Source organism: Acinetobacter sp. WCHA29 (assembly GCF_002165335.1).
GTDB lineage: Bacteria > Pseudomonadota > Gammaproteobacteria > Pseudomonadales > Moraxellaceae > Acinetobacter.
The window spans coordinates 1-13,102 of sequence record NZ_NHRQ01000003.1; the positions used below are offsets into that span (position 1 = coordinate 1).

Genomic DNA, 13,102 nt, shown 5'->3' on the forward strand with positions numbered 1-13,102 from the left:
CACCACAACAGTTTGCTGGCGACAATAGCAAGAGTGAACCACCTGATCCCTTCCCGAACTCAGAAGTGAAACCTCTTAGCGCTGATGGTAGTGTGGCACTTGCCATGTGAGAGTAAGTCATCGCCAGCTTTTAAATCTAAACACCCCTAACCTAATGGTTAGGGGTGTTTTTTATGGCAAAGAGTTTTATATACTGCTCTTTTATTAAAATTATTATTCAAATTCTATGAAACAATTAGATTGAAAAGATGAGGCTGAATTTTTCCAAGATGGTTATGAGTTAAGCAAAAGACCTCGTAATATAAAAGAATTAATAGAAGAAATTCTTCCAATTTCAGTATATGTAAGAACTAAATATAGATTAGGAAATTATATTCAAGTATGTTGGACATCACGTACAGCATGTTTTGATGCTGAAATTAAAGTAATGGAGGAAAGTTATTTCCTAGAAGTAACTTGTGCTGTACACCCTAAAGAATATTTGGTAAGAGAATTATTAAATAAGCAGGGGTATTGTTATGCAGCTGATGGAGTTAAGAAGATTGGTAAGGATATAAATACAGAATGTATTAGCTGTGATAATCCTAGTTTTATTGAACATTTTGTAGATTTAATTGCTCTAAGAATCCATAAGAAAATGAGTAAAAATTATCCAGAAAACACAATTTTAGTTATTTGTTGCGAGTTAGATATAGGCTATTTTTCAAAAGAATGGAATATTTTAGAAGAAAAAGTTAGAGCTTTAAATATTGAACATAATTTCAAAGAGATTTTTATATATGATACCTCTACTGAAAAATCATTTACTATGAGTTAAATTGAGTCAATTTATAGTTTTAGGAAAATGATTATGAAACTCAACTCTTTTTCTCCACTGCCTGAAGATGATGAAGAACTGCATCTCCCTGAGCTAGTGTATTGGGCATCCCTTGGTGATGTGGAACAAGTCGAGCAATTATTGTTAGCGGGAATAGATCCAAACCAGACCGATGATGAAGGTTATAGCGCGCTTCAAGCTGCTGCCGAGAATGATTATTTAGCTGTGGTGAAACTACTAGTGAGTAAAGGAGCAAATGTTGCTTATAAAGGCGAATATACTGCGCTGCAGCTTGCAGAAATGGCAGAGCATGACGAAGTGGTTGTCTATCTAAAAACTCTTTAAATCACGCATAAAATGATAAATAAAAAGAAGCCCCATCATCCTGACGGGGCTTCTTAGTATTCAGCTTCTTGTCGTTTATATTCCTTATGAACGACCGCTTCCTGCGTATCTTGTTATTTTCAATGAGACTTCCTGTCTCTCTATGATTTATATGATATGTGAAAACTTTAGAATGGGATATTCGCCAATCGCTGAGATTGTTGTAGGTTTTGGCGTACATCAATCGGGAATGATGAAATGATAAGCGATAAAAAACGGAATCCATAGATTCCGTTTCTCAGCTTATTAGGATTTAGAAATGAACATCTAAACCGATATAAGGACCTTTAAAATTAAATTTAAGATCGTTTTTTTCGTAGTCATCTAATTTAATGTCTAAGATACGGTAGCCAGCTGTCAAGCCAACATCGACCAGTAGATTGTCGATAAAGTTGTATTGTAATTCGGCTTGTGCGTCAGTAATTTTGGTATCATTGATGTTGCTATATAACAATTCAGCTTTAGCACTCAAGCCTGTAAATGGTAATTTTACCCCTGCTGATCCATAGATCACAGGAACAGTTTTATCGATATCCGTTTTGCTTAAACCGAGTGTTTTAACATCACCATTTAAACTGGTTGCGCCTAAACCAATATCTGTATTTACGATAGTATCCAAGATTTCATAATATAAAATGAAATCGGTATGGTCTATGTTCAAGTCATAAACTGGCTGACCTGCAACTTCATTTTCAGTTTGTGATTTTAAATTCACATAGCGAATTTTTGCATTTGGAATGAGTGGAATTGGGTGCTCAAATGCAAGCGAAACCTGTGCAGATCCCTTACGATCAAGGTCTTGATCTGGTGCAGATGTTTGTGCAGCTATATTGGCTTCACCGTTGTAATTCCAGTAGCTGAGATCGCCTTTTACACCAATCATATCTGCTTGTGCTAGACCACACAGACTTGTCCCTAAAGCTAAGATTGATATTTTTAATATTTTCATTCGATTGTCCTAATTCATATCAAAAACCGTAATGAATTGTTGTGAATTCATCAGTGATTGGGCGAATCATATAGTGATATTTGAAAATATACAGTAGTCTAATTTTAAATTTTAATTATGGTATGAAGAATAATGACTGATGTACAAAATGTTGTGGATTATCCGTTGTATGTTGCAGGGAAAGCAGTAACGACAGGTGAATGGTTAGAAGTTCATGATAAATATAGTAATATGGTCTATGCTCGAGTTGCGTTAGCAGATGAAAAAGTGTTGGAAAAAGCAATTTCTGCATCAGTCAAAGCTGAGGTAGATATGGCGACGCTTAAGCCATTTGAAAAACAAAAAGTTCTATTACATTGTGTTAAACGTTTTAATGAATTACGTGAAGAATTGACAGAAATATTGATTATTGAGGGGGGTAAGCCGCGAGGTGCCGCAAGTGCCGAAGTGGAACGTCTGATAAATACGTTCCAATTGGCTGCAGATGCGGTCACACAACTTGATGATGGTCGAATGTTGCCTTTGGCAGTAACGCCTGCGGCTGCTCGTTTTCGAGGTATGGTTAAGCATGTGCCAATTGGTGCAGTTTCGCTGATTAGCCCATTTAATTTCCCTTTAAATCTGGTTGCACACAAGATCGCACCTGCAATTGCAGCAGGTTGTCCATTTGTATTGAAGCCTGCGAGTTTGACACCGATCAGTGCATTAATGATTGCCAAGGTTTTGGCGGAAACTGATTTACCAAAAGGCTCATGGTCAGTGTTGCCTTGTGATCGCCAAGCAGCGGATATTTTGGTAACAGATGATCGTTTTAAATTACTCAGCTTTACGGGATCAGATCAGGTTGGTTGGGACATGAAAGCGCGTGCAGGGCGCAAGAAAGTTACTTTGGAACTGGGTGGCAACGCTGCGGTTCTGATCGATGCAGATACCGTGATTGATGAGGCGCTGATTGATCGTTTGATCAGTGCCGCTTATGGGCATGCAGGGCAAGTTTGTATCAGTGTGCAGCGGATTTTAGTACATGCTGATCTTTATGTGGAAGTGAAAAAGAAACTGATTGCGAAACTGAAAAAAATTAAAGTAGATGATCCAAAGCTCAATACCACATTGGTAGGTCCGATGATTAAGGAAGCTGAAGCTGTTCGCCTGAAAAAATGGGTTGATAAAGCCGAGAAAAAAGGGGCAAAGGTTCTGACGGGAGGGCATTTACAAGGCGTATTATTTGAACCGACTTTACTGGAGAATGTTGATGCCAAACTAGAAATCTATAAGGATGAAGCATTTGGCCCTGTTGCCATTTTAGAAAAATTTAAAGAGTTTGAGCAGGGTATTAATACAATTAATCAAAGTCGTTTTGGTTTACAGGCAGGGGTATATACGCAAAATCTGAATAAAATGCTGTATGCATGGGATCATTTGCATGTTGGTGGAGTCATCATTAATGATGTGCCTACATTCCGTGTCGATAACATGCCGTATGGCGGTGTGAAAGACTCAGGCTTAGGTCGCGAAGGAATTCACTCAGCGATTCGTGATATGCAAGAAGAACGCTTGCTCGCAATTAAACAATAAAATAGAAGTTCAAGCGGAGTTCTGGCTTCGCTTGATTAGGTTGTATACTTCATTTTATAAATTGACTGTAAGGTCAAAATTTCATTCAGTTAAAAAATAATCAGTTATTTAAAAAACATAATTTTTCAGACAGAAATTACAGTAAAAAGAAATAAAAACAGGTATTGTTCGGCTATTAAAAAGCAGAAAAACAAAATCCAATCTTTAAGGAAGATGGTTTGGTTTTTGCTTGTTTGTTCATGAAAATGAGAGGCCCACAAGGTTGGAATTTCATGCAAGCAAAACAATATTTTTTATGGCACTTTTCATGTCTGTTGGATAATAAAACCTAACGCAGTATGAAAAATGCCAGCGGTATATATTTAGGTGTCATATGGCAGATTCTCGTGAAAACTGGACATCACGATCTGGTTTTATTATTGCAGCCGTTGGTTCGGCTGTAGGTTTAGGTAATATTTGGCGCTTTCCTTATGTTGCCTACGAAAATGGTGGTGGTGCGTTTCTTATTCCGTATTTACTCGCACTAATTACGGCTGGTTTACCTCTTTTATTTTTAGATTATGCGACTGGACATCGTAGTACAGGCTCACCCCCTAAAGCATATCGTGCTTTATTTAAAGGTGGTGAAACACTAGGTTGGTGGCAAGTCTGTGTCTGTATCATTATTGGTTTGTACTATGCCAGCGTACTGACGTGGGCGGGAAGTTATGTGTATTTCTCGATTGGTCAGGCGTGGGGCAGTGACCCAGAAAGTTTCTTCTTTAATACGTACTTACAGACCTCGAAAGCAACTGGCTTTGATTTGCAGTTTGTCAGCCATTTATTTTGGCCAATTGTTGGGATTTGGGCACTGACCTTAGTGATTTTGTATGGTGGTGTTAAAAAAGGTGTTGAATTATCAAATAAGATTTTCATGCCTTTGTTATTCGTCCTGTTCACAGTTCTGGTAATTCAATCATTACGTTTACCTGGTGCGGCTGAAGGCTTAAATGCATTCTTCACGCCGAACTGGTCTGCGATGATGGACTATAAAGTGTGGTTAGCTGCTTATGGGCACACTTTCTTCTCATTATCTGTTGGCTTCGGGATCATGGTGACATACTCCTCTTACTTAAAGCCGAAAACCAATTTAACAGGTTCGGGGTTGATCGTTGGTTTTGCCAATGCTTCAACTGAGATCTTGGCCGGTATTGGTATTTTTGCAGCATTGGGTTTTATGGCTCATACCGCGGGTAAAGAAGTACAAGATGTCGTCAGTGGTGGTATTGGTCTGGCATTTATTGCCTTTCCAAAAATCATTTCAAGCTTGGGTGCAGGTGCAGATTTATTTGGTCTATTGTTCTTCTCTTCGCTTTTTGTCGCTGGTATTTCTTCCATGGTCAGTATCTTGGAAGTACCGATTGCAGCCATGCAAGATAAGTTAAAATGGAGCCGCAAGAAAGCAGTAACCATCATCGGTGGTGGTAGCGCACTCGTTTCAGTTATCTTATTTTCAAGCGTAAATGCGATTAAACTGGTTGATATTGTGGATCACTTTATCAATAACATCGGGATTATTGGTGGTGCATTATTATCCATCATCAGTGTGGCTTGGTTTAAGCGTTCAGCTTTAATCGAACTTCGTGATCATGTGAACCGTATTTCGACGATTCAATTGGGTAAAGGTTGGGATTTCACTTTAACTGTGATCACCTCTTTGATCTTATTAACCACATTGAGCATGACTGTGTTTAACTTGGTCAAAAATGGTTACGATACGTATAGCATGAGCTTGCAAGGTATCTTTGGGTGGGGCAGTGTGATTTTCTGTGCTGTCGTTGCAGTTATACTCAGCAAAATGAAAGATCGCTAGGAACGCAGTTATGAATACTTCAGCAATCGTGATGATGATCATTTCAATGGTGTTTTTATGGGGTGGACTCGCTTTGTCGATTCTGCACTTAATGAAACATCCAGAAGAGTTAGATGATGTTTTAGAAGAAGTTAAAGATCATCATACGCTTTAAAATAGATTCAAAAAAGCAGGCTTTAAAGCCTGCTTTTTTATTTTGATTATGCCAATTTTTTAATTCGGCAATAATAGAAACCATCGCCAGAGTGAGCAGACGGTAATAATTGACGACCATAAGTCTGTTCAATACCCCAATCCGCATTGATTTTAATTTCTTCGGCATTGGCATGTGCAGCGAAGAATGTCGCCATTTGCTGTTCATTCTCAGCTTTTAGAATGGAGCAGGTGATATACAACAGCGTTCCACCAACTTTGAGTTGTTGCCACATTTGTTGAAGAATCTGTTTTTGTAATTCAACCGTTTGTGCGATATCGGTTGATTGTCTTAACAGACGAATATCGGGGTGGCGACGAATCACACCTGTTGCAGAACAAGGCGCATCCAGCACGATACAATCGACGGGTTCTGGTGTCTGCCAAGTGGTGGCATCAGCGGTAATAATCTCGACATTGTTGTCATTTAAGGCAAGACGTTCTAAATTTTCAGAAACACGCAATAAACGTTTGGCATCATGATCCAGCGCAATCAGTTTTTGAGGATTAAAGCGCTCAAGAATATGCGCAGTTTTGCCACCTGGTGCAGCACAGGCATCGACAACAACTTTATTATCTAAGTTCGGTAAAAGCATCGCGCACAATTGGGCATGTTCATCCTGAACAGAAAAGCCACCTTCTTCAAAACCCGGTAAATGGGTAATATTGCCCGTTTGCTCCAAAACAATACCAACATCTGAAAGCGTGCAAGCACGAGCATCAATCTGCTCTTCGTCCAAAATCTCTAAATATTCGTTACGACTGACTTGGCGTTGATTGATGCGTAGAGTTAGTGGAGCGACTTGTTTTAAGGCTTGGCATAGAGTCTCTGCTTGCTCAGGCCAATCTTTTTTAAGTCGCTTGAATAACCAGCTTGGTAAACCATGCGTACTATTCAAAGCTGTTTGAAATTCATCTGTTTCACGTGAAACACGACGCAGAATCGCATTCACCAAACCACTCATGGGTTCGAAACCTAATTGCTTAGCAGCATTTACAGTTTCCGAGATTGAAGCATGTACAGGAATACGGGTACATAAAATTTGATATAAACCTAGATATAAACAACTTTCGAGTGCTTCATTGTCTAATGGCTTTGTGAGCAATGGTAAGGTAATGGCTTTTAACGAATACCATTGGCGTAAACAACCTAAAGTAAGCTCATGATATAAACCACGGTCACGTTCAGAAACGAGATTGATATGTTGATTTAAAACGGAAGACAAAGATTGCCCATTTTGAACAGCCAAAAGTGTTTTGATCACTTGCGCACGCAGGTTCAAATTTTTTGCAGATGATTGATTCGATTGGCTCATGGCAGGATTTGTCCGATATGCAGTTTCTGGGTTTGAGCTATTTGAACTGGATTGAGGGCTTTAGCACCTGGCCATTGCAAACTGGTTAAGCACACGACACTGTTTTCACCACAAGCGACATGTACGCCTTGTTTATCAATTGCTATGATTTCGCCCAATTGAGCATCCGTTTTACTGTGTTCAGATAGGATCGAATTCCAAACCCTTAAAGCATTGTTTTCATCCAGTTGGATAAAAGCCACTGGCCAAGGATTAAAAGCCCGAATATTACGATCGATTTGATTAGCATTCACACTCCAATTAATCCGAGCTTCTGCTTTAATCAATTTATGTGCATAGACAGTGAGTGCTTCATCTTGTACTTCACGTTTTTCGATAAAATCCTGCAAGCTTTGCTCTGATTCAAGCACGGTACAAATCGCCTCTGCACCTTGAAGCGCCAATTTGTCATGCAATGTGGCAGAGGTATCTTCGGCTGTGATTGGGCAATAGGTTTTATACATCATATCGCCCGTATCTAAACCTGCCGCCATTTGCATGATGGTGATACCTGTTTCAGCATCTCCAGTCGCGATTGCACGTTGAATTGGCGCAGCACCACGCCAGCGAGGCAGCAATGAGCCGTGAATATTCAAACAGCCGTACTTTGGGGTATCTAAAACGGCTTGTGGCAAGATCAGACCGTAAGCAGCGACTACCATGACATCAGCACCCAAAGTTGCTAACTCTTGCTGAGCAGCTAAACCTTCTTCAGTCGACGCTTTAAAATGCAGTGGTTGATAAACGGGTAAACCATGTTCAAGTGCCAGTTGCTTGACAGGAGAGGGAGTGAGTTTTTGCCCACGACCTGCCTTACGGTCAGGCTGGGTATAAACCGCAATGATCTGGTGTGATGTTTTTAATAATGCCGCCAATGCGGTTGCCGCAAATTCAGGCGTACCAGCAAAAATGATCTTCACAAAGATAATCCACAGAAAATTTGCCCCAAATTATAAGCCAAAAAGCCACTAGCCCCTAATTAGGTGAAAGGAATTGTCTTTGAACAAAAAAGATAGGTTCGTTGGTCATCAGTTAAACGATAACTTGTAGTATGATGGGAAAAGCTCAGTATCATTTCGCCAGAGAGAATGTCTTATTCATCTCGAGCACACACTTGTTGGGAATACAAAATGCCTGATTATCGTTCGAAAACATCAACACATGGAAGAAATATGGCGGGCGCGCGCGGTTTATGGCGTGCGACTGGTATGAAAGATGAAGATTTTGGCAAACCAATTATTGCGGTGGTCAACTCATTTACCCAGTTCGTTCCAGGTCACGTGCATCTTAAAGATTTAGGGCAACTGGTTGCACGAGAAATTGAAGCTTCTGGTGGTGTCGCAAAAGAATTTAATACCATTGCCGTGGATGACGGGATTGCCATGGGGCATGACGGGATGCTGTATTCATTGCCATCACGTGATTTGATTGCGGACTCAGTTGAATACATGGTCAATGCCCATTGTGCCGATGCAATGGTGTGTATCTCGAACTGTGACAAGATCACACCGGGAATGCTGATGGCTGCAATGCGCTTGAATATCCCAGTGGTGTTCGTGTCTGGTGGTCCAATGGAAGCAGGTAAAGTCAAATTCCGTGGTGATGAAAAGGCAATCGACTTAGTTGATGCCATGGTCGTTGCAGCAGATGAAAGCTATACCGATGAAGAAGTTGCAGCATTTGAGCGTTCGGCATGTCCGACGTGTGGTTCATGTTCGGGTATGTTTACTGCAAACTCAATGAACTGTCTAACTGAAGCTTTGGGTTTATCATTGCCGGGTAATGGTTCTATTGTTGCAACTCACGCTAACCGTGAAAAATTGTTCTTAAAAGCGGGTCGTTTAGTGGTTGAACTAGCGAAACGTTATTATGAACAAAATGACGACAGCATTCTGCCACGTTCAATTGCAACCAAAGCTGCGTTTGAAAATGCAATGACGCTTGATATTGCAATGGGTGGTTCAACCAACACCGTATTGCATTTGCTTGCTGCTGCACATGAAGCAGAAGTTGATTTCACTATGGATGATATCGACAATTTATCTCGTAAAGTACCTGTATTGTCTAAAGTTGCACCTGCAAAGTCGGATGTGCATATGGAAGATGTACACCGTGCTGGGGGTATTATGGCGATCTTAGGTGAGCTTGATCGTGCCAATCTACTGAATACTTCATGTCCAACCGTACATGAAAAAACACTGAAAGATGCTTTAGATAAGTGGGATATTATCCGCACTGAAGATGCAGATGTTTATGAGTTCTATCGCTCATCACCGGGTGGTGTTCCAACTCAAGTGGCATTCTCACAAAACCGTTATTATTCAACTTTGGATGGTGACCGTGAGAAAGGTGTGATCCGTAATGCTGAACATGCTTTCTCTAAAGACGGTGGTTTGGCAGTCCTTTATGGCAACATCGCTTTAGATGGCTGTATCGTCAAAACTGCGGGTGTGGATGAATCGATTCTTAAATTCACGGGTACAGCGCGTGTTTTTGAAAGCCAAGATTCAGCGGTTGAAGCGATTTTAGATCATAAGATCGTGGCAGGTGACATCGTTGTCATTCGTTATGAAGGCCCACGTGGTGGTCCAGGCATGCAGGAAATGTTGTACCCAACCAGTTACTTGAAGTCGAAAGGTTTGGGTAAGGACTGTGCGTTGATTACTGATGGTCGCTTCTCTGGTGGTTCTTCAGGTTTATCAATTGGTCACGTGTCTCCAGAAGCAGCGGAAGGTGGTGCAATTGGTCTGGTTGAAGATGGTGATACTATCCAAATTGATATTCCGAATCGTACCATTCACCTTGATGTTGATGATGCAACCATGGCACATCGCCGTACAGCTCAAGAAGCCAAAGGTTGGCATCCAGCGGAAGAGCGTAAGCGTAAAGTTTCAAAATCTTTGAAAATTTATGCTTTGCATTCAACCAGTGCTGCGAAAGGTGCAGTACGCGTTCTGTAAACTATTGCTAAGCGACAATGTTTATCATCCCTCTTTATTACGATAAAGAGGGACTTTTTTCTGATTTTATAAGATACTCATGATACTTATTTGCTCACTTGTTTGAATTCAAGTTAGAGAAAGCTTATCCATTCATCACTTTATAATCATTAGAGGCGATCGACATGTCTTTGTTACGTCGTTGGTTTGATCCCATCCGATCGAGTTGGTTCTATCAAAAACCTTCTCGTCAGGCGGTGTTGCCCACGGAACAGGGTTTAAGTATTTACCTGCGTTTAGACGATGTTTATAGCTATCTTGCAGTACAACAGCTTGATCAGCTCAATGAAATTTTGAGTGATGAACTAAAACCTTTAAAAGTGATTATTTCAAGACAGGGTGCTGAGCCTCCTAATGGTATGTCACAACAATATTGGCAGAGTTATTGTTTGAATGATGCTAAAATTCTCGCCAAACAACATCGGTTTGGTTTCGATGAAACCCCTGAAATACCTAGTCCAGAAGCATTACAACAAGCAGAAATAATTCTAAAAAATACCCCTCTGAGAGAACATAATTTTTTACATTTACTCGAAGATGTATTCCACATGTTATGGCAACAACAATATGGGAAATTACGTACTCTTTATGCGATGGCAAGTCAGCATCAAACACCTCAAGATTATCCTGAACGTATTTTTAAAGATGTGCCTGTTGCAGCCAGTTACTTCGAATTTGGTGAGCGTAAATATCAGGCCGTTGATGATTTATTACGCCTTACACGCCGTTTGAAACAACAAAAATTACTCACCGGAAATCCAATTTTTCTGATTAATCATATTGAATGGCGTGAGCATCTCATTAATGATGGTGAGTCACTGACAGAAGTCCAAAGCTTACATCCAGAATTAGATCTGTATATTGCACTTGAAGACCCGATGAGTTGGCTATTATTGGCTTATATCAAAGAAGAACTGGCCAATTATTATAATATTCAATTGAGCGTTTATCCGCTGAGCTATCATGGGCGAGATTGGTTTGACTGGAGTTTGGCGACCCGTGTTTCCAAACGTACACAGGTGGCATTCACCCCATTCTGTCGGCCTACTAAAGAAGCAACTTATGAAATGGCGAAGCTGTTTTATAGTGTTGCAGAGGAACAGCAGGTGGATGTGATCCACCAGATTCTGGAAAGTGTCTGGACACGGGGTAGGGATTTATCCTTCAAGGCGCATTTTCAGCGAATGCAAAAGCGCTTGCAGATTGAGCAGGTCACCGAACAGGATGTTGAGGCCCTGTTAAAACAGAATGATGAGCTATGCCAGCAGAAGCACCAACCCGACTTTCCTGTACTGGAATTACGTATAGATGGACAGAGCTATGCTTTTAATAGTTTGTATCGAGTTTGGATGATTGAAAGTATTATCAGCAATGTTTTGGAGGATAAATATAAGCAGGAAAGTCGGGAATAAATAAAAAGGCAGCCGAAGCTGCCCACGATGCTAATGTTTATCTTTTAAACTGAATAACAGGTGCAGGAAAATCGCAGCAAAAGTTGCGGTTCCAATTCCCCCTAAATTAAAGCTACCAAACAGTAATTCAAAGTTACCTGCACCTAAAATAATAGTGACAGATGCAACAATGAGGTTTTTATTATTAGAAAAATCGACTTTATTTTCGATCCAGATTTTTGCACCTGCAATGGTAATTAAACCAAATACTACGATTGAAGCACCCGTAAGGACTGCTGTCGGGATCGTACTAATCACTGCGCCAAATTTAGGAGACAACCCCAAGAAAATTGCAAATACGCCAGCGATTACAAATACAATCGTAGAATAAACACGGGTGACTGCCATCACACCAATATTTTCACCATAGGTGGTCATACCCGGTGCGCCAACACTACCCGATAACGTTGTGGCCAAACCATCCGCAACAAAAGCTTTACCCAGTTGAGGTGTAAGATCTTCGCCTGTCATTGAACCGACTGCTTTGATGTGGCCTAGATTTTCAGCGACTAAAATCAATGCAACGGGAGCAATAATTAAAATTGCATTTAAATCAAAAGTCGGGTGTGAAAAAGTTGGGATACCAAACCATGGTGCTGCTGCGATTTGGGAGAAATCAATCGGTTTACCAAATCCTAGAATATTTGTTGCAACCACATATACGGCATAAGCAATCAATAAACCCACTAACAGTAATAAACGTTGTAATAAGCCCTTGGTAAATACCGCAATAATGCCCATGCTTAATACAGTGATAAGTGCCATCCACATTTCAAAAGGCTGTCCAGCAACGCCTTTAATGGTGACAGGTGCAAGGTTGAGACCAATAATCATCACCACAGCACCTGTGACAACAGGTGGCATGAGTTTCTCAATCCAACGTGTGCCTGTGAGCATGACCGCAAAACCGATCAAGGCATAAAAAATACCACAGGCAACAATTCCACCAAGTGCAACTGCAAGGTTTGGATTGGCTCCTGACCCAGTAATGTGACCAGTTGCGGCTGCAACGACACCAATAAATGCAAAGCTTGAGCCTAAATAACTTGGAACACGACCACCCGTGATCAAGAAGAAAATAATAGTACAAATCCCTGACATTAAGATGGCAAGGTTGGGGCTAAAGCCCATCAGAAGGGGTGCAAGAACAGTTGCACCAAACATTGCAAATGCGTGTTGTACCCCTAACACCGCACTTTGTAAGGGCGGTAAATATTCATTTGTCGCGACAGGGCGATGATCAATCTTTCCCTGATACGGCTGCCATTTTGGAAACCAATTTGACATAGATGAGACTCATTATGTGATATCAGCGGGTATGATACCCTGTCTTAAAACGAGCTTTCACCTATAAGTCATTGAGAATATTGCCAGAACATGTTTTTTAAGTCTGTATTTTTACCTTTTGGTAAAATATATTTAAAAATAAACTATCGTATTTATTATTTATTTTATTCGCCTAATTTAAAAAACCTACGCCTAATATTTAAAAAAAATTTCTAAATTTTTTTTCTAAAAATGGAATATT

At 40.4% G+C, this 13,102-nt stretch carries 11 protein-coding genes and 1 rRNA gene; 8 read left to right on the forward strand and 4 right to left on the reverse strand.

Annotated features, from left to right (window positions below; genetic code table 11):
- The first annotated feature begins 14 nt into the window (after positions 1-14).
- The 3 genes from rrf to CDG59_RS02770 all read left to right on the forward strand — a co-directional run bounded on the left by rrf (position 15) and on the right by CDG59_RS02770 (position 1,162).
- Positions 15-129, forward strand: a 5S ribosomal RNA gene (rrf, locus tag CDG59_RS02760).
- Between the two features lie 298 nt (positions 130-427).
- Entirely contained in the window at positions 428-817 is a 390-nt protein-coding gene (locus tag CDG59_RS02765) for a hypothetical protein (RefSeq protein WP_227519100.1), read from the forward strand.
- Between the two features lie 33 nt (positions 818-850).
- Positions 851-1,162, forward strand: a complete 312-nt coding sequence (locus CDG59_RS02770; RefSeq protein WP_087543459.1) for an ankyrin repeat domain-containing protein — start codon at positions 851-853, stop codon at positions 1,160-1,162.
- A 292-nt stretch (positions 1,163-1,454) separates the two neighbouring features.
- Here the strand turns inward: CDG59_RS02770 and CDG59_RS02775 are convergent, their stop codons facing one another.
- The gene (locus CDG59_RS02775) at positions 1,455-2,150 is read right to left on the reverse strand and encodes a TIGR04219 family outer membrane beta-barrel protein (RefSeq protein WP_087543461.1); all 696 of its coding nucleotides are present in this window, start codon (positions 2,148-2,150) and stop codon (positions 1,455-1,457) included.
- 132 nt (positions 2,151-2,282) lie between these two features.
- Here CDG59_RS02775 and CDG59_RS02780 point away from each other — a divergent pair, with 132 nt between their 5' ends.
- From CDG59_RS02780 to CDG59_RS02790, 3 genes are all read left to right on the forward strand, one after another.
- Complete coding sequence (locus CDG59_RS02780) at positions 2,283-3,725, forward strand: aldehyde dehydrogenase family protein (protein ID WP_087543463.1); 1,443 nt, start codon at positions 2,283-2,285, stop codon at positions 3,723-3,725.
- Positions 3,726-4,098: 373 nt separating this feature from the next.
- Complete coding sequence (locus CDG59_RS02785; RefSeq protein ID WP_087537380.1) at positions 4,099-5,577, forward strand: sodium-dependent transporter; 1,479 nt, start codon at positions 4,099-4,101, stop codon at positions 5,575-5,577.
- A 10-nt stretch (positions 5,578-5,587) separates the two neighbouring features.
- Positions 5,588-5,731 carry a methionine/alanine import family NSS transporter small subunit gene (locus CDG59_RS02790; protein WP_004659683.1) on the forward strand — a complete coding sequence of 48 codons (144 nt, stop codon included), beginning with the start codon at positions 5,588-5,590 and terminating at the stop codon, positions 5,729-5,731.
- Positions 5,732-5,777: 46 nt separating this feature from the next.
- Here CDG59_RS02790 and rsmB read toward each other — a convergent pair whose 3' ends face one another.
- Positions 5,778-7,085, reverse strand: a complete 1,308-nt coding sequence (gene rsmB, locus CDG59_RS02795; protein ID WP_087543465.1) for a 16S rRNA (cytosine(967)-C(5))-methyltransferase RsmB — start codon at positions 7,083-7,085, stop codon at positions 5,778-5,780.
- Positions 7,082-8,044, reverse strand: coding sequence for a methionyl-tRNA formyltransferase (gene fmt, locus CDG59_RS02800; protein ID WP_087543467.1), 963 nt, complete (start codon positions 8,042-8,044; stop codon positions 7,082-7,084). The genes rsmB and fmt overlap by 4 nt, the downstream gene beginning before the upstream one ends.
- Before the next feature lie 210 nt (positions 8,045-8,254).
- On the opposite strand from fmt, the gene ilvD reads away from it, so the two are divergent.
- Complete coding sequence (gene ilvD, locus CDG59_RS02805) at positions 8,255-10,084, forward strand: dihydroxy-acid dehydratase (protein ID WP_087543469.1); 1,830 nt, start codon at positions 8,255-8,257, stop codon at positions 10,082-10,084.
- 164 nt (positions 10,085-10,248) lie between these two features.
- Complete coding sequence (locus CDG59_RS02810; RefSeq protein ID WP_087543471.1) at positions 10,249-11,535, forward strand: hypothetical protein; 1,287 nt, start codon at positions 10,249-10,251, stop codon at positions 11,533-11,535.
- Positions 11,536-11,565: 30 nt separating this feature from the next.
- On the opposite strand, the gene CDG59_RS02815 is transcribed toward CDG59_RS02810, so the two are convergent.
- Positions 11,566-12,861, reverse strand: coding sequence for a solute carrier family 23 protein (locus CDG59_RS02815; RefSeq protein WP_087543473.1), 1,296 nt, complete (start codon positions 12,859-12,861; stop codon positions 11,566-11,568).
- Positions 12,862-13,102: the final 241 nt, after the last annotated feature.